Source organism: Pseudoalteromonas sp. RB2-MNA-CIBAN-0110 (assembly GCF_040309305.1).
Classification (GTDB): domain Bacteria; phylum Pseudomonadota; class Gammaproteobacteria; order Enterobacterales; family Alteromonadaceae; genus Pseudoalteromonas; species Pseudoalteromonas arctica.
The window spans coordinates 21,859-39,435 of record NZ_JBEOOQ010000008.1 but is presented as its reverse complement, the minus strand read 5'-3'; the positions used below and the strand labels follow the sequence as shown (position 1 = coordinate 39,435).

At 38.3% G+C, this 17,577-nt stretch carries 15 protein-coding genes; 5 read left to right on the top strand and 10 right to left on the bottom strand.

Features of this window, described 5'->3' with window-relative positions:
• Positions 1-44 precede the first annotated feature (44 nt).
• From AAEY68_RS06305 to AAEY68_RS06295, 3 genes are all read right to left on the bottom strand, one after another.
• Positions 45-560, bottom strand: a complete 516-nt coding sequence (locus AAEY68_RS06305; RefSeq protein WP_010553820.1) for a DUF2489 domain-containing protein — start codon at positions 558-560, stop codon at positions 45-47.
• A 12-nt stretch (positions 561-572) separates the two neighbouring features.
• Complete coding sequence (gene yihI, locus AAEY68_RS06300; RefSeq protein WP_007582074.1) at positions 573-1,169, bottom strand: Der GTPase-activating protein YihI; 597 nt, start codon at positions 1,167-1,169, stop codon at positions 573-575.
• Between the two features lie 752 nt (positions 1,170-1,921).
• On the bottom strand, positions 1,922-2,554 hold the full coding sequence (locus AAEY68_RS06295; protein WP_007582080.1) for a c-type cytochrome: 633 nt from the start codon (positions 2,552-2,554) through the stop codon (positions 1,922-1,924).
• A 281-nt stretch (positions 2,555-2,835) separates the two neighbouring features.
• Here AAEY68_RS06295 and yihA point away from each other — a divergent pair, with 281 nt between their 5' ends.
• Positions 2,836-3,504 carry a ribosome biogenesis GTP-binding protein YihA/YsxC gene (yihA, locus tag AAEY68_RS06290; protein ID WP_007377272.1) on the top strand — a complete coding sequence of 223 codons (669 nt, stop codon included), beginning with the start codon at positions 2,836-2,838 and terminating at the stop codon, positions 3,502-3,504.
• 9 nt (positions 3,505-3,513) lie between these two features.
• Here yihA and AAEY68_RS06285 read toward each other — a convergent pair whose 3' ends face one another.
• The 3 genes from AAEY68_RS06285 to polA all read right to left on the bottom strand — a co-directional run bounded on the left by AAEY68_RS06285 (position 3,514) and on the right by polA (position 7,842).
• A complete protein-coding gene (locus AAEY68_RS06285; protein WP_007377273.1) occupies positions 3,514-4,032 on the bottom strand; it encodes a DUF1285 domain-containing protein in 519 nt (172 codons plus the stop codon).
• On the bottom strand, positions 4,029-4,616 hold the full coding sequence (locus AAEY68_RS06280) for a YceI family protein (RefSeq protein WP_007582084.1): 588 nt from the start codon (positions 4,614-4,616) through the stop codon (positions 4,029-4,031). The genes AAEY68_RS06285 and AAEY68_RS06280 overlap by 4 nt, the downstream gene beginning before the upstream one ends.
• Before the next feature lie 490 nt (positions 4,617-5,106).
• Complete coding sequence (gene polA / locus AAEY68_RS06275) at positions 5,107-7,842, bottom strand: DNA polymerase I (RefSeq protein WP_024594418.1); 2,736 nt, start codon at positions 7,840-7,842, stop codon at positions 5,107-5,109.
• Positions 7,843-8,366: 524 nt separating this feature from the next.
• On the opposite strand from polA, the gene elbB reads away from it, so the two are divergent.
• From elbB to AAEY68_RS06260, 3 genes are all read left to right on the top strand, one after another.
• A complete protein-coding gene (gene elbB / locus AAEY68_RS06270) occupies positions 8,367-9,014 on the top strand; it encodes an isoprenoid biosynthesis glyoxalase ElbB (protein WP_007582090.1) in 648 nt (215 codons plus the stop codon).
• 226 nt (positions 9,015-9,240) lie between these two features.
• The gene (locus AAEY68_RS06265) at positions 9,241-9,636 is read left to right on the top strand and encodes a c-type cytochrome (RefSeq protein ID WP_007582093.1); all 396 of its coding nucleotides are present in this window, start codon (positions 9,241-9,243) and stop codon (positions 9,634-9,636) included.
• Positions 9,637-9,800: 164 nt separating this feature from the next.
• Positions 9,801-12,365, top strand: a complete 2,565-nt coding sequence (locus AAEY68_RS06260; protein ID WP_007582095.1) for a sensor domain-containing diguanylate cyclase — start codon at positions 9,801-9,803, stop codon at positions 12,363-12,365.
• 15 nt (positions 12,366-12,380) lie between these two features.
• Here the strand turns inward: AAEY68_RS06260 and rep are convergent, their stop codons facing one another.
• The gene (gene rep / locus AAEY68_RS06255) at positions 12,381-14,399 is read right to left on the bottom strand and encodes a DNA helicase Rep (protein ID WP_350585689.1); all 2,019 of its coding nucleotides are present in this window, start codon (positions 14,397-14,399) and stop codon (positions 12,381-12,383) included.
• Positions 14,400-14,561: 162 nt separating this feature from the next.
• Here rep and ubiK point away from each other — a divergent pair, with 162 nt between their 5' ends.
• The gene (ubiK, locus tag AAEY68_RS06250) at positions 14,562-14,825 is read left to right on the top strand and encodes a ubiquinone biosynthesis accessory factor UbiK (protein WP_024594416.1); all 264 of its coding nucleotides are present in this window, start codon (positions 14,562-14,564) and stop codon (positions 14,823-14,825) included.
• Positions 14,826-15,042: 217 nt separating this feature from the next.
• Here ubiK and AAEY68_RS06245 read toward each other — a convergent pair whose 3' ends face one another.
• From AAEY68_RS06245 to AAEY68_RS06235, 3 genes are read right to left on the bottom strand one after another with little or no spacing between them, the layout of a single operon-like run.
• Entirely contained in the window at positions 15,043-15,687 is a 645-nt protein-coding gene (locus AAEY68_RS06245; RefSeq protein ID WP_024594415.1) for an NAD(P)H-binding protein, read from the bottom strand.
• Between the two features lie 4 nt (positions 15,688-15,691).
• Complete coding sequence (gene can / locus AAEY68_RS06240) at positions 15,692-16,354, bottom strand: carbonate dehydratase (protein WP_197181296.1); 663 nt, start codon at positions 16,352-16,354, stop codon at positions 15,692-15,694.
• 30 nt (positions 16,355-16,384) lie between these two features.
• Positions 16,385-17,560, bottom strand: coding sequence for a methyltransferase (locus tag AAEY68_RS06235; protein ID WP_024594414.1), 1,176 nt, complete (start codon positions 17,558-17,560; stop codon positions 16,385-16,387).
• Positions 17,561-17,577 lie beyond the last annotated feature (17 nt).

Genomic DNA, 17,577 nt, shown 5'->3' with positions numbered 1-17,577 from the left:
AGCAGACCAAGGTCTGCTTTTTTTGAGTACTAGAAAAATTAAAGCTAGTTAAAAACCACTTTATCGCTGCCAGGAGCGGCTTTAAACTCGATGATAATTTTAGCGCAATCGGCTTTAACTTCATCTTTAAGTGTTTCTTCAGCTTGCCAGCGAGCCTTATCTAGCTTAAAAATCTCTTTTTTAGCATATTTTTTACGTGCATCGTGTGTCGGCATTTCTTTAACTACCTGGTACATTTTATAAATGCCAGGATATTGTGTCGTTAAATCACGCTCGCTCTCAAAGCCATATTGAGACATAAGTACCCAAATACGTAAACAGCCTTCAGAAAACTCACACTGCTCTTCATTCATTGCACGCGCAATTAAATGAATACTATCGGCTAGTTTGGCATTTCGCTTTAAACGCGACTTCTCAAGCTTTTGCTTTTGTTCAGCCTGCGTTTTAGCAATTAACTTTTTTTGCGCATTTAACTTATACAGCAACTGACCCGCATAAAATGCCAGACCAACTATTATAGCAGCGCCTAAAAGTAAGGCTAAAATTACCGCGGTACTCATTATTTATCCTTACTATTTGTCGTCTTCATCTAACCATTCGTTGGCTAAATCGTCAGATAAGTATTGATCGAAATCAGAATTGCCTTTGCTTTCAATATCATCTTCAAGGTCATCTTCAAATTCGTCTTCATCCTCGTCTTCAATACCAAGAATTTCACATAACGCCTGATGGCGAGCAATACGGCTATTAAAGTACTTAGCATCTTTACCAGTTAGCATTTCACCTTCTTCATGACGCTCTACTAGTTTAAGTAAACGCTCGTCATTCTCAAGTGCTTCTAGCTCTTGTTCAGGTGTAAATTCAGGCTCGATTACCTTTTTCAGCTCAATAGTTGGCTTTAAGTTGCGTTTCATTTCAACTTTAGGCTCAGGCGCAGTTGCAATTAATGGTACAGGCTTTTTACTGCCTACACGCTTATCTTTAGGCGCGTGACCAGCATTATGGCTTTCGCTATCTAGTAAATCTGGCGCGTTACGAGAACCTGGCTTAGCGCCTTTGGTTTTTTTAACTCGCTGCTCTTTTAATGCGCGCATTTCTTTAAGCTTATCTTGGCTTAAACGAACAGGTCCGTTTGCTGGGCTTTTGCGTGACTTTTTAGTTCTACTCATATCTTGATCATCTCACTTAAGAGGTTTTGAGCGAAGCGCAAATTAATGGGCATCGCAGTGCTGGCCTAGCCAGAAGAATTCAGTTTGCGCTTAGAGGTTGGGTCTCTCATTTAAAAGCGCCTTAGCTAATTAATCGCTAATTTTAAACGGTGGGTATTGTAACAGGACAAATAAAAAGGCGGTAGAGAAAACATCTCTACCGCCTGCTAATCTGAGCGCCATTATCTGGACACTTCTCCCTTCGACTTTTTTTAGTCTTTATTATTTTTATTATTATCAGTCCGTATTGTTATTATTTTTACGTTCCTTGTTACATTCCATTTTGTTTTTATTATTAAACTTCCATGAGTTTTTTATTATTTTCGGTCATCCTGACACTTTTTTATTATTTCCTTTAGTAGCACTAATCTTATGCTATGTAGTCATGCCGCGTTACTTTCCTTGATAGTTATTTCCGTTTTGTTATTGTTGTTTTGCGACAGTGGTTAATTTACTCGTTAATGATTTTGTTACAACTGGTTTATATAACTTTTATTATCTTTATTACATTGAGATATAAAAATAAACATAAATTACAATAAGTTAATCAATAATCAAAAATAAAAAGAAGACTTTTCTTACAACCAGACATGGTCAATGTCTTACATTAAAACGGACGATATCGTTAATTTTTGACACAAAAAAAGCAGCCTAGGCTGCTTTTTTTAACACATTGTAGTTTATTTATTATTAACTGCTAAATAAATACGACTTTAGTGTAAGCCACCTAAATACTGAGAAAGTACTTCGATGTCTTTATCTGTTAATTTTTTTGCAATATCGCCCATCATGCCATTTAAGTCATTATGACGAGTACCATCACGGAATTTTTCAAGTTGAGCCTTGATATATCCTGGATGCTGAAAAGAAATTTTTGGAAACTTAGCAAGTGACGAGCCATTACCACGTGGGCCATGACATGCTGCACATGATGGAATTCCACGTTCTGCATCGCCTGCTTTAAAAAGCATCTCGCCAACTTCAACAACATCTTTAGGTGTAGCACCTTCAGTCATGTTCATTGAAGAAAAATAAGCAGCTAGATCTTTCATGTCTTGCTCGCTAAGTGGCATAGCCATAGCGCTCATTACTGGATCCATACGCCCTTCTTTGCCGCCTGACGTCATACCTAATTTTAAATCCTGAAGTTGCTTGAGGATATAATCTGGATGTTGACCTGCAATTTTAGGGTAAATATTAACCGGCGCATTACCGTCTGGGCCGTGACAAGCCGCACACGTTGCTGATTTTTCTTTACCTGCGTTTACATCGCCATCAAATGCTGTTGCGTTGCTTGCTGACAACGCACCAAGCAATATTGTTAAAGATAGTGCTATTTTTTTCATGGTGAATTCTCTGTTTCCGACCCTGTATCATCTACAATCGTGATGTTGTAATACATATATTCTACACGATAATAAATTCTCTGGCACGTTTTCTACACATATTAAGCTTATAATTTACAGGGTTTTGACTTAGATTAAGCTTTAACATGTTTTAAATGTACCATAGGTGCTGTTTTTAGGTGGTTAAATACGCTTTTTAATACATCCTTTATAGTATAAAATACGCGCCCTGAGTGAATTTGGTTTACTCAACGTTATTTATTTAAGTTTTAGGAGAGCCTGTGCTCAAATCTCGTATCAAATATAATACTGCGTCTTTCGTAACAAGCGCTCCCGACATTACTAAATTACCTGCTGATACGGGAATTGAAGTTGCGTTTGCCGGTCGCTCCAACGCAGGTAAGTCGAGTGCATTAAATGCATTAACCGATCAGAAGCTAGCACGTACAAGTAAAACACCTGGACGTACTCAGCTAATCAATACATTCGATTTAGCTGATGTTGACGATATGCGCCTTATCGATTTACCAGGCTATGGTTTTGCTAAAGTACCAATCGAAATGAAAAAGAAATGGCAAAAATCGCTAGGTGAATACCTACAAAAGCGTCAAAGCTTAAAAGGTATTGTTATTTTAATGGATATTCGTCATCCATTAAAAGATTTAGACCGCGATTTAATTAATTGGGCTATTGGTAGTGAAATTCCAGTATTGGCACTATTAACTAAAGCCGATAAATTAAAGCAAGGCCCTCGTAAATCACAAGTACTGCAAGTTCGTCGTGAATTAAGCACACTTGATGGGGATATTACAGTTCATGCATTTTCATCATTAAAAGGCACGGGTTTACCAGAAGTAGCTAAAAAACTAGATGAATGGTTTTTAGGTCCTGTTATTGCTGTACCACCTACCGATGAAACAATCACAGACGAAACAAACCCAGAGGCTTAAACGCTGGCGTTACGATAAATAAAACTGCTTTCCTGCAGATTTAATAAAATAGCCGAGCTTATCAGACTCGGCTTTTTCAGCCCACTGATAAAATACGCTTCGCGCAACACGCGCACTACAGCCATAAGGTAGCTTTAGATAAGGCACTTTTGACCCTTTATAGTCTTTTATAACTAAAGGCTGCTGAGCGCTCACCAACCACTGCCTAGCTAAATTATCAATACAGCACAACACCTGCCCTTGCACTGTATTTTCAAAACGCCAATCAACAATAATAAACGGCGCATCATCAACCGTTATTGTTATTTTTTCGACAGGTGTTTTTAAATAAAATTGCTCACCTTCTTTACATAGAACAGAAGCAAACAGCTTCACCATGGCTGGGCGTGTTATTTCGCTGCCATCGTAAAACCATTTCCCCTCATGATTAATGACAATTGGCAGTTCACCACAATGATTAGGCTGCCAACTATCAAAAGGTTTGCTTGGCTCGCTTAATTGCTTGCTAAGCTCACTTAAAGAAATCACTGTTTTTTAAGTGTAATTGCAAATGTAACAGGCACTGCTGTTGCAATTGAAGGTAAGCCCGCTAGCTCTTGCAGCTTTTTAACGCCTTCGGTTACACCAAAATCATCACTATTAATAATAATAGGTGTTAATGATGATACCGTTAAATCACCACTTTGCGTGCTGTTAACGAGTACATCAATTGCCAATGGCTTTTTATTACCGTGAAAATCAAGCTCAGCTTTAATACCCTTCAATACATATTGACCAGGCTTTTTAATATTGCTCAGTTCTTTAGTTAAATTTGCAGTTAAAACAGCATTTGGAAATTTAGCCGCTTCGAATAAAAATGTTGTTAAACGCTCATTACGAATAGGAATTAGAGTTTCGGCTGATGTTAAATCAACATTAACGCTAAACTCGCCTTTATCAGAAAGCATACCTTCAAGGTTAGTAAAATGGTGAGCTTCAGCAATCGAATCTTTTTTAATTGAAACAAAGCTTAGTTGGCTTTTATCATTCACTAGCTGCCAATTGGCCTGAGCAACATTAGAAATAACTAAACTTGATAAAGAAAAACCTGCAATAGCTAATGCTTTAAACATAACGCACTCCTTAGTAATAAAATGAAAAGAATAAAAATAATATCACTTCGATGGTATCACCTGCGATGTACCCAAACCACCTCGAAATGACGAATGAATAATACAATTGGTATAGCGCAATAAAGAATTAATTAGATAGGATTTTCAGGCGTAAAACAAAAAACGGCCCACCAAACAAGTTGGTAGGCCGGTATAGCAAACTGGGGAGAAGCTATCAATTTGTTGCACCCTTTCAGATGCATCATCAACAGGATGTCCTACAGGATAGGACAGGCGGGACTTTAACAAAAGCACGCATTAAAATACAATCATATTCCTGTAAAACAGCTCGAATTGACGAACATATAACTATTTAATACAAATAGTTGCTTAAATTAACCTTATTTTAACTAAAGCTTGCATATACCTGATTGAATCGCTGTTATTCGCCATTTTTATTAAACATAAAAAAAGCGCCAAAAGGCGCTTTAATTAAAATGCTCAAATTGCATTAATGAGCTTGTTCCCAGTTGTCACCTTCATCAGCTTCAACTATAAGTGGTACATCTAGCGCAGCAGCTTGCGACATCAGTTCACAAATATGTTTTGTGTACTGTGGTGCGCAGTCTGTTTTGATTTCAAATACTAATTCATCGTGCACTTGCATAAGTAACTTAATCGTATTTGGTGCTTGTTCGTGTACCCAACGATTGACGCTCAGCATTGCCTTTTTAATAATATCGGCGGCAGTACCTTGCATTGGTGCGTTTATAGCAGCACGTTCGGCTCCTTTTCTACGCGCCCCATTACGTGCGTTTATTTCTGGTAAATGTAGGCGACGACCAAATATTGTTTCAACGTAGCCATTTTCAGCTGCTTTTTCGCGTGTTGTTTCCATGTACTCTAATACACCTGGAAAACGCTCAAAGTATTTATCTATGTAATGCTGCGCTTCGTGGCGTGGCACATCTAGTTGACGTGCTAAACCAAATGCCGACATACCGTAAATTAAGCCAAAGTTTACTGCTTTCGCCTTACGGCGCATATCGGTAGTTACATCATCAAGCTCTACACCAAATACTTCAGCGGCAGTGGCACTATGTACATCTAAGCCGTTAGCAAATGCATTTAATAGACCTTTGTCTTGTGAAAGATGCGCCATAATACGCAGCTCAATTTGACTGTAATCGGCAGCAACAATTTTATAACCATCTGCGGCTATAAACGCTTCACGAATACGACGTCCTTCTTCTGAACGAATAGGAATATTTTGTAAATTAGGATCAGTTGAACTCAAGCGCCCCGTAGCTGTAATTGCCTGATGATAAGACGTATGTACACGCTGGGTTTTCTCATTCACCATTAATGGTAATTTATCGGTGTAAGTTGATTTAAGCTTTGATAAACCACGGTGCTCTATAATTACTTTAGGTAGCGGATAATCATGAGCAAGTTCTTGCAGTACTTCTTCTGCGGTAGAAGGTGCACCTTTAGGCGTTTTTTTAATAATAGGCAGTCCAAGCTTTTCAAACAACAGTACTTGTAGCTGTTTTGGAGAACTTAAGTTAAATGGTTCGCCTGCTATTTCAAACGCTTCTTTTTCAAGCTCAATTAAACGCTCGCCTAAACGTTGACTATGCGCTCCAAGCATATTGCTATCTATCGCAACACCGGTGCGTTCAATATCAGAAATCACACTAATAAGTGGCATTTCTATATCTTCAAATACCGATTTTAGCTTTTCATCAGCTGCTATTTTTGGCCAAAGCACTTCGTGTAAACGCAAAGTAATATCGGCATCTTCTGCGGCGTAAGGCGCTGCTTTTTCAAGTTCAATTTGGTTAAAGGTAAGTTGCTTTTTACCTTTGCCAGCAATATCTTCAAAGCTAATATTTTTATGACCTAGGTATTTAAGTGCTAGCGAGTCCATATCGTGACGCGTGCCTACACTATTAAATACATACGACTCAAGCATGGTGTCAAACTTAATACCATTTAGCGCAAAACCTGCATTCGCTAATACACTTTTGTCATATTTAAGGTTTTGCCCTACTTTAGCTTTGTTTTCATCTGCCAAAATTGGACCTAGCTTTTGCATTACAAATTCAAGGCTTAATTGCTCAGGCGCACCCGGGTAGTCATGCGCTACCGGTAAATACACAGCTTCACCCGCTTTTACGGCAAAGCTCATACCCACCAATTGCGCTTTCATGTAATCAAGGCTGGTTGTTTCAGTATCAAATGCAAATAACTCAGTACTATTTAATTGATCTATTAGCGTATCAAATTGCACTTGCGTTAAAATAGTTTCGTAATGAGCATCTTCTACTTTTGGTAATTCAGTGGCTTCGGTAGGTACAGCTAAATGTGTTTCAGCATCTTTAGGATTATCAAGTAATTCAGCTAACCAACGACGGAATTCGCACTCACCATATAATGCAATTAATTCGTCTTTGTTAGGTTCTTGAAGTTTGAATGTATCAAGATCAGATTCAACTTCAACATCACACTTAATTGTCGCAAGTTCGTAGCTTAAAGGCAGATGATCAAGAGCAATTGCTAACTTTTCGCCTATTTTACCTTTAATCTCACTGGCGTGATCCATTACACCTTGAAGAGAACCATATTTTTCTAACCATTTAACTGCAGTTTTAGGACCACAGCCTTCAACACCCGGAATATTATCGACCTTATCACCCATTAATGCTAAGTAATCAATAATAAGTTCAGGGCCTACACCAAACTTTTCAACCACGGTAACGGGATCTGAAATACTGTCAGTCATCGTGTTTATTAGCGTAACGTGTTCATTAACAAGCTGTGCCATGTCTTTATCGCCAGTAGAGACGAGTACATGTCGTTTTTGCTCTGACGCTATACGTGCAAATGTACCAATAACATCATCAGCTTCAACGCCTTCAATACTAATTAGCGGAAAGCCCATCGCTTTAATAATACTGTGTATCGGTGCTATTTGAGTGCGTAAGTCATCCGGCATAGGCGGACGATTTGCCTTATACTCGCTATACATATCGTTACGGAACGTTTTACCTTTAGCATCAAATATAACCACCATATGTGAGGGATCGTATTGTCTGATCAAGCTTTTAAGCATGTTGATCACGCCATAAATAGCGCCCGTAGCTTCACCTTTAGAATTAGTTAAATGCGGCGGAGAATGATAAGCACGAAATAAATATGACGAGCCATCAACTAAAATAAGTGGGTTTTCGGGGATCTGAGCCATGGTGAATTTGGATCCTAAATGCAAAAAATTAAGGTAATTATAAGCATGCCATAAGGTAGTAAATAAAACGACAGTGAATTACTGCTTATCGTGTTATTAAAACTATAGCAAGCTGTGGATAAGTGTGTAGATAACAGCCACGAGCTATTCTTCCAAAGCATTATAAAATGCCTAGAAAATACTTTAACTGTATGTTTTAATTTAAAAAAGATAATACGAGGTTCTTTTTTTATTATTTTAAACCAATGTGGAAAAAGGTTTTCTAACGACTGCTTGTGTTGTTATTCACTTTGATTATTCGCGTCCATTTAAATAACCGGAGGAGTATTCTAGCACAATGGATCGAAGATCATAGCGATCCTTTATAATTTTTTTAAAGGCAAAGTGATCGCAAATGGCATAAACCGCAATACAACTTGTATAGAGAATGATTTTTGTACTAAAAATTTATTTTCGCGAGAAATTTTGAGCATGTTAGACTTCATCCGATCGACTTATAAAAAAGACTTTAGGGGCACAAAAGCATGAAAAACGTAGCGGTAATATTAGCAGGGTCTGGTGTGTACGATGGTAGTGAAATTAATGAAGCAATTTTAACTTTATTACATATAGCTAAAAATGGCGCAACGTATCAGTGTTTTGCACCGGATATTGAACAACTTCATACCATTAACCATTTAACGGGCGAAGTAATGCCTGATAAACGTAATGTATTAACAGAAGCGGCTCGTATTGCACGAGGTGACATTAAATCGCTGCTTGAACTAGACGTAACTCAGTTTGACGCATTAATTGTACCTGGCGGTTTTGGCGCTGCAAAAAACTTATGTGACTTTGCAATTAAAGGCGCAAAAGCAAATATTAATGAAGACGTACTTAATGCTTGTAAATCATTTGCAAAAGAAAATAAGCCTGCTGGTTATATGTGTATTGCACCCGCTTTGATCCCATTTATTTACGATAACGCTGTACTTACGATTGGTAACGATGCAGAGACAGCACAAGCGCTAAGCACATTAGGCGCTAAACATATAAATTGTGCAGTAGATGATGTTGTTATTGATCAGCCAAATAAGCTAGTTACAACCCCAGCTTATATGCTTGCGCAATCAATTATTGAAGCCGATGCAGGGATCGAAAAACTAGTTAGTAGCGTATTATCAATAAATTGATCTTAGGATCTAAAAATTAATTGTATGACTGTTTGCGCTTATTAAATTGCTTAACAAAAAACAGTAAATAATTAAATTTTATTGCGTTAACGCAAAAAGTAGTCAGTTTTATTAATAAAAACGCCTCTTAGCATTTTATAAATTGGCTCAGAGAGTTATAATCGGTTTAATTTCCGTCATCTTTAATCGTGATTGATCACGTTCAAATCGAAGTGAGCAAGGCAAAATGAAAAAATTAACAGCTGCAGCATTATTAATGCTAGCAACCACTGCATACGCACAGCCATATGATAACTCTATGACTGAAGATGCAATTAAAGCACGTCTCGCGCCGGTTGGTGCTGTATACCTTGAAGGCGATAAAGCTGCTGTAGCAGCGGCGCCTACAGGCCCTCGTTCTGGTGAGCAAGTGTATCAAGGTGCATGTTTTGCATGTCACGGTACTGGTGCACTAGGCGCGCCTAAATCGCCTGACGATTGGGCTCCACGTATAGCTAAAGGTAAAGACACTTTACTTGAGCATGCACTAAATGGCTTTAATGCGATGCCTCCAAAAGGCACCTGTATGGATTGTTCTGATGATGAGATAAGCGCTGCCATCGACTTCATGACATCTAAGTAAATACAGCTGAAATACACAAAAAAGGTTTACTTCGGTAAGCCTTTTTTAATACCTAAAATAGTGTTTCTAGCCAGTATGATAGTACGAATATCAACTTGACGATAAGCGCTAAAAGTGAAAGTATAAGGCTAATAACTATACAATAAAAATAGCCGGTTAGATCATTGGAAGATAAACTCTCAGTATCGAGTAAATTGGCGTATCAAAATAAACGTCTAAAAACATTACTCAATAAATACAAACAATCACATCACTTACAAAATGCGCTGATACAATTATCAGAGCAAGCAAGTACTGTTGCCGAGCTAACCCTACTTTATCCCGCTATCCACGACATTTTACAAAAATATGTGCCGAGTAAAAGTTTTTATGTGGTGCTATTAAATCAATACAGTCAATCGTTAGAACTTTCTTACTTTTCAGATGAAAAAGATGGTATTGCCGTCGCCCTTAACCAATCAAATAGCTTTGATGAAGGCGCCACTGGTTATGTATTTAAACAGGGTAAAACCACATGTTTTACCAAGCAGCAAATGCAAAATGCCGCAGCAGAAGGCTTATTTAAAGCATTAGGCACTCCAGCAGAGCATTGGGTAGGTGTTCCGGTTTACCAAGAACATAATATTATCGGTGTTTTAGCAGCGCAAAGTTACGATACAAAACAAGGCTATAGCTCACAACAAATACAATTACTTGAGTTTATGTCGCTTTATTTAGCAACTGCAATAGAGCGTGTAAAAAAACGAGAGCTCCTTGAGTCAGAAGTTAAAATTCGTACCCGTGCACTCACTCAAAGTAACGACGCGTTAAACCTTGAAATAGAACAACGCAAACGCGCACTTCAACGCCAACAAATTCTGTTTAAAATATCTGAAATAGCAACGCAAGCTAAAAACCTTGATGATGCTTACTTTAAGATACATGAAATAATAAAAACAATTACCTACGCAGAGAACTTATATATTGCACTTTACGATAAAGAGTCTGGCTGGATAAGCTTCCCTTATTGTGTAGATGAATTTAAAGAAAACACACAACCAAGACGCTTTGCTAAAGGTTATAGTGAACTGGTAATAAGCACTGAAGAAACGCAACTTATACACCCGTGTAGAGCAAAAGAATTAATAGAAAGCGGTGTAGTACAAAGAGCTAAGCCTGTACAAAAAGAGCAAATGGCCACTAGTTGGTTAGGCGCTCCACTTAAAACAGCTCAAGGTGTTATCGGCCTTATTGTTTGCCAAGCTTACGATAACAAACATATTTTCAGCCGGGATGATTGCGAGTTAATTACCTTTGTATCTCATCAAATTGCAGCGGTTTTACAAACCAAGCTCACCAATCAAGCGATTGCAAAAAGCCATCAAGAACTCGAATTTAGAGTAAACGAAAAAACCAAAGAACTGCGTCAAACAAATCTGCACTTACAAATGCAAATAGATGAGCGTAAAAAAATAGAGCAGCAGCTTTATCACGACGCACATCACGACTCTCTTACTAGCTTACCTAATCGCAGCCTCTTTTTAACTCAGCTTGAAAAAACACTACAACATTATCAGCGCTTTCCTGAACATAATTTTGCTGTTTTATTTATTGATTTAGATAAGTTTAAAGACATTAACGACCAACTTGGTCACCATGCAGGCGATCAATTTTTAATTAACGTTAGTGAGTTATTTGCCCAGTGTATACGCGAACATGATTTACTAGCACGCTTAGGTGGCGATGAGTTTGTTATTTTATTAACGCACTTAACTGAGCCTCAACAAGCAGAAGATGTTGCTAATCGTATTATCGATTTAATGAAAAAGCCTTTTTTCCTTAAAGGCGAATCACTTCAAAGTGGTGCTAGTATAGGAATAACCTACTCAAAGAAAAGCTATACGCATACGGATGAAATTATTCGTGATGCCGATGCTGCAATGTATCACGCTAAAAACTCCGGAAAAAATCGCTACGAGCTATTTCATCCGCTATTAACGCAATCAATACCTGCGCAGGCACTAAAAGCACAACATCACCTTGATATATTGCCTATGAGTTTTAGAAGCTCAGAAATAATTACTCTTGATGAACAACATCAGTCTGAATCTTTATTTGAAGCATTTGGTGAACACCCAATACTTGGCTTTACTAGCTTTGATATTTTGAAAAAGTTTGCATCAGATAAAGAACAGCACCTCGAGATAGAGTTACAGTTATTACAACGCGCTTATGCACAAGCAATTACCGCAAATGTAACTATGGCGCTGGTTCCTTGCTCTGGTTTACTACTCGAGGAGCACGAATTTGTTTTATTTACAGATACGCTAAATAAACAACAAGGACATAGCCAGCTCTGTTTGCTATTTGATGAGCAAGAAATTCGTCACGCAAGCGCAACACAAATAGAAAACCTCAAAAAGCTATCACAACTTGGTTATTCAATTGGTTTAAACAATTTTGCTAAAGATAGATGCGAACTTAATTTACTAACCGATATTAATTTTGACTATCTGCTACTTAGCTCGACCTTTAGTAAACGTGTTTTACAACAAGAAAGTTACGATTTTCAGCTACAAGGGGTGCTAGCAATTACGAAGCTCAAAGCAATGAAAGTCATTGCTAAAGGCCCGTCAATACTTAATTTTAGAGCTTTACTAGACAAGCATGGTTTGGCATTTTTTGTGGGAAAACAACACGCTCTAGTGTGTTCTGAGTTACCTGAGATACAAGCAACCCAGTCTTTATAAAATTAGCCTGAGGTATTACCCAGGCTTTTTAAACATTGCACGAAGGTTAGCGACTCTTGCTTGGCCTTTTTCCATTCGCTCTGCTTGCGTATTTGGCGCCTTTTTATTTTCAAACGCGAGATCGTCCTGCGGTAACTCTTGTACAAATCGGCTTAACTCAGTTTGTGAGGTTTCACCAAATTGACGACGTATTTTTGCATAAGTAAGTGTTAACTCCTGCTGTGCACGAGTAATACCAACATAAGCTAAGCGGCGTTCTTCATCTACGTTATCTTCATCAATACTTACCTGATGCGGAAGTAAGCCCTCCTCCATACCTACCATAAATACATATGGGTACTCTAAGCCCTTAGATGCATGCAGTGTTGATAAATGCACTGCATCGGTTTCATCTTCTTCTTCGTTACGCTCAAGCATATCACGAAGGGTTAGCTTGCTAACAACCTCGGCTAATGTCATTGGTTCGTTGTCGGCATCACCGGTCAACATATCGGTGATCCAACGATACAGCTCAGATACGTTTTTCATACGCATTTCAGCGGCTTTAGCACTCGGTGACGACTCGTACAAATATGCCTCGTAATTAATATTACGCACTAAGTCTTTAACAGCTTCGAGCGTATCACCGCGTACTGCGTTATCAGATAGCTCAACAACCCAGCGTGAAAACCCAGCAAGCGCATTAAAACCACGCCCTTTTAGTCTGTAGCCTAAATCGTTATCAAAACAGGTAGCAAATAAGCTCGCGTGTTTTTCGTTAGCAAGCGTACCAAGCTTTTCAAGTGTAACCGTGCCTATTTCGCGTCGCGGTGTATTTACGATACGTAAAAATGCATTGTCATCATCTTGATTAACTAGCAAACGTAAATACGCCATAATATCTTTAATTTCTGAACGAGCGAAAAACGACATACCGCCACTAATTTTATAAGGGATACGGTTACTCATTAAAGATTTTTCAAAGCCACGTGCTTGATGATTACCACGATATAAAATCGCGTAATCTTTATAGCTGGTTCGCTTCATAAACTTATGTGAAATTATTTCAGCAACTACACGCTCAGATTCATGCTCTTCATCGCGGCACCCTATTACTTTAATCGGCTCACCATAACCTAGTTCACTAAATAACTTTTTCTCTATGTCATGTGGGTTATTCGCAATTAAAATGTTAGCCGCTTTTAGTATTCGCCCTGCACTTCGATAGTTTTGCTCAAGCTTTATAAGTCTAAGCCCTGGGTAGTCTTTACCTAATAACACTAAGTTTTGCGGGCGAGCACCACGCCATGAGTAAATTGATTGATCGTCATCACCTACCACAGTAAAACGGGCACGCTCGCTTACTAGCAATTTAACAAGTTGATATTGGCTTGTATTGGTATCTTGATACTCATCCACCAGCAAGTATTTAAAGCGTTGCTGCCAGCGCTCACGAGATGTGGCGTTATTAGTAAGTAACAAAGTAGGGATCATAATTAAATCATCAAAATCCAGTGCGTTATAAGCACGTAGCTGATTTTGATAGCGAGCATACAGCTGTGCAAACAATGCCTTTTGCGCATCACGCGCTTCGCGTATTGCTTGCTCTGGCAGTACTAATTCGTTTTTCCAACTACCAATTTCCATTTTAAGTAGTTTGAGTAAGTCCTTGTCTTTTTTTAGCTCATCTTCGGTGAGTTCACTAAGAAGCAGATTGGTATCTTGATCATCAAATAACGAAAAGCCGGGTTTAAACCCTAATGTGCTTAACTCTTTTTTTATTATTTCTAAACCGAGTGTATGAAACGTCGATACCCACAAACCTTTGGCGTCTTGTTTACCAAGTGTTTGCAGTACTCGTTCACGCATTTCTTTGGCTGCTTTATTGGTAAAAGTAACAGCGGCTATATTTCGCGCTTTGTACTCACATTTTTTCACTAAATAAGCGATTTTATTCGTAATAACACGGGTTTTACCAGAGCCTGCGCCTGCGAGTACTAAGCATGGACCACTAATATATTTTACGGCTTCATCTTGTTTAGGATTGAGTTTCATAACGACCAAAGAAATTTAAAAGACGCGCAATTTTAACGTAACCATTACTGCGAGCATAGCAATTGCCTTAATTAATTAAGGTAAAGATGATCATGTGTTAAATACCGTGGGTATAAGGTAATATTAGTTATTATTATTTTAGGCCGCATCGAAGGGACAAATATGATCAACCCAGCAAAACTTGAAGAAATTGCTAAGCAAATTACTAGCAATATGCCACAAGGTGTAAAAAACCTAGCAGAGACACTCGAAGGTAAAACAAAGCAAGTTTTACAAAACAAGCTTGCTGAGATGGATTTTGTGAGCCGTGAAGAATTTGATGTGCAAAGCCAAGTACTTATTCGTACTCGCGAAAAACTAACCGAACTTGAAGCTAAAGTTGCATTGCTTGAGCAACAACTTAGCATTAAAACTGACGCTGAATAATTATACCAATTGCATTAAATTAGTGTTCTATTATAGCGATAAGGAAATAGCTCTATAACAAGGCTAAAATTATGATACATAGTTGTTCTATATAAATAATTTTTAACGTAGTTAGTGAGTTATTTAATACGCTAGAATGATCATGTTTTTAATAAAATTGGTATTAATTTAGTGTACAAAAAAGGCAGCTTAGGCTGCCTTTTGCGTTTTACCAAGTTTATTCAAATAGCTCATCAAGTACGTAATAAAATAACTTAGCCTGTTGCTCTAAGCTCACACTCAGCATTTTTTGCGCAACTTGCTCGCCAGTTATTGGTTTGTAACGCTTTAAAAACGGAAGTCGTGTAATAACAGGAAAAATAATACTGCCTATCTTTTCTGCCACTCTAAATTGCTCACGATCACCCAATAATAAAGACGGTTGTAAAATACTTATTTTATCAAAAGGGAGTGCTTTAATATGTTGCTCAAGCTCACCCTTCATTTTCAAATAAGCACTATTACTGTGCGTGTTCGCCCCGCTTGATGACACTAAGCAGTAATGCGTAACACCATTACATGCCGCTAACTGCGCCGCTATAAACTGATAATCAAAATCTACTTTACGCTGAGCTTGTGTAGAGCCCGCCCGTTTACGGGTTGTGCCCAAACACGAAAACAATACGTCACCTTTGAAAAGCTCAACGTATTGAGTTAATTTTTCAAAATCAATAACGTGATTAACTAGCTTTGCGTGTGTAATAGGCAAAGCCCGACGACTTAACGTAACCACTTTGGTATAACGATCGCTATTAAGTAGCTTATGTAGCAACTCATTACCGACCAAACCTGTAGCACCTATTAATATCGCCGTTTTAGTCATAAATTTATTTATTCTCGCCCACTTTTTTAAGTACGTGTTGCACTGCTTTTTTGTAGCTTTGCGTTTCTTCACTCGCGCACGTTACTACAGATTCTAAATCATGAAGGTGGCCGTTTTCTAAACCATAAACCCAACCATGAACGCTTAGCTCTTGGCCGCGCTCCCACGCATCTTGCACAATGTTAGTACGGCATACATTACGTACTTGCTCAATTACATTTAGCTCAATAAGGCGGCTTAAACGTTCGCTTTCAGGCATTGCATCAAGTTGTTCAAGATGCTTTTCTTTTACATCCCCTACATGGCGTAGCCAATTATCAATAAAGCCAAATTTTGCATTGTTTAAAACGGCTTGTACGCCACCACAGCCATAGTGACCTACTACCATGATATGTTTTACTTTTAAAACCTCTACAGCATACTGCATAACCGACAAACAGTTATGGTCAGTGTGTACAACCACGTTTGCAACGTTACGATGCACAAATAATTCGCCTGGTAATAAATCAACTATTTGATTAGCAGGTACACGAGAGTCTGAACAACCAATCCATAAATACTCTGGATTTTGTTGCATAGATAAAATTTTAAAAAACTCAGGATCAGCTTCGCTTGTACGTGCAGCCCAACGTTTATTGTTATCGAATAAATTTTTTAACTTTCTCATTGCATCTCTTATTAAGTCGAGGACGGAAATTTAATGGATATTAGCAAGAATCAAAATATTACGAGGCGTTAACTGCTTTTCACAAAACGTTTTAACGCTTACTTGATAGCCTTGCTGTTGCAAATATAAAGCACGATCGAGCACAAGCCAAACTTCAATTGCTCTTCTGAACACATGTCGAACCAGTTCAACTCGGTCAGTTATTTTTTTTCGAGCAACCCCAATATCTAAATATTTATTATAATCAGTATCTTGAGGTAGGTTTATTGCCTTTTTTTCTGCAGCCCATGCACAAAATGATTTAAACGAATCTGAGAATATAGCTTTGTTAACCGAAGGTACGCTTACATAATATTGCTCGCCAGTAATCGATTTTCTAAGTGCGTCAAAACCAAGTCGCCATTCTAGTTCTGTTTTACGTACTTTTTCCAGACGAGAAGGCGCTGTAACGGTTTCTTGTAATGCGAGCTTTAAATCGCGATGCGTTAGGTTAAGCTCACTTTGGTTTGCAACCTCACTCATTACACGGTACTCATTAGCCGTAAATAAATGATAGCAACAAGGTGAAAAGCTAATTTGCTGTACTTTCGCTAAACTTGCTTGGCGCATAAATGCTTGGTGCAAACCACCACATGCGTGTAGCGCTACGGCATGCATATCAGCATTAAAAAATTGAGTGATATCCTCTTTTAATACATCTGCTTGGCTAAAGTGCATTGCCAAGCCTTGTTGCTGTGCACTTTTTTGTCCTTGCTCGCATAAGCTTTGTTGCAGTTCAATACTATGCACATCACTTGCGCCATTAAAAGCAAGCATTCGCCCTAAGTGTCCTTTACCCGCACACCACTCTAAAACTGGTTGCTTAGTATTAGGTAGTGCAGATACAAAGTCTTGTAACTGATCAAACTTACGACCTTTAATGCCGTTACTTATCCAAAACGGATAATCAGCTCGAGAGTGTGCAGAGCTAGGTAAGTCACATAGCTTAGCAAGTTCATCAGGTTGGTTTATGTGTTGGCTAAAAAATTGGTATAGCTGATTTTGATCGTTATCAAGAACGGTTACCTGATCATCAGTTAGTTCGTTAAGTATGCCTTGCAGCTCTGGCCAAGGAATAGTGTCAAAATCAAATGCGGTGCACTGCCAATACTGACGATGGCGCATCAAAAGTGAATCAAGTGCAAAAAATTGCTCGGCTAAAGTCATAACAGCTTAAAAAATAA

Bases quoted from the DNA above. Each gene is read 5' to 3' on its own strand.
- AAEY68_RS06280 (WP_007582084.1), bottom strand. From the start codon at position 4,616: ATGTTTAAAGCATTAGCTATTGCAGGTTTTTCTTTATCAAGTTTAGTT.
- rep (WP_350585689.1), bottom strand. From the start codon at position 14,399: ATGAAACTCAATCCTAAACAAGATGAAGCCGTAAAATATATTAGTGGT.
- elbB (WP_007582090.1), top strand. From the start codon at position 8,367: ATGAAAAACGTAGCGGTAATATTAGCAGGGTCTGGTGTGTACGATGGT.
- AAEY68_RS06235 (WP_024594414.1), bottom strand. From the start codon at position 17,560: ATGACTTTAGCCGAGCAATTTTTTGCACTTGATTCACTTTTGATGCGC.
- AAEY68_RS06265 (WP_007582093.1), top strand. From the start codon at position 9,241: ATGAAAAAATTAACAGCTGCAGCATTATTAATGCTAGCAACCACTGCA.
- can (WP_197181296.1), bottom strand. From the start codon at position 16,354: ATGAGAAAGTTAAAAAATTTATTCGATAACAATAAACGTTGGGCTGCA.
- AAEY68_RS06305 (WP_010553820.1), bottom strand. From the start codon at position 560: ATGAGTACCGCGGTAATTTTAGCCTTACTTTTAGGCGCTGCTATAATA.
- polA (WP_024594418.1), bottom strand. From the start codon at position 7,842: ATGGCTCAGATCCCCGAAAACCCACTTATTTTAGTTGATGGCTCGTCA.
- AAEY68_RS06245 (WP_024594415.1), bottom strand. From the start codon at position 15,687: ATGACTAAAACGGCGATATTAATAGGTGCTACAGGTTTGGTCGGTAAT.
- AAEY68_RS06295 (WP_007582080.1), bottom strand. From the start codon at position 2,554: ATGAAAAAAATAGCACTATCTTTAACAATATTGCTTGGTGCGTTGTCA.
- ubiK (WP_024594416.1), top strand. From the start codon at position 14,562: ATGATCAACCCAGCAAAACTTGAAGAAATTGCTAAGCAAATTACTAGC.
- yihI (WP_007582074.1), bottom strand. From the start codon at position 1,169: ATGAGTAGAACTAAAAAGTCACGCAAAAGCCCAGCAAACGGACCTGTT.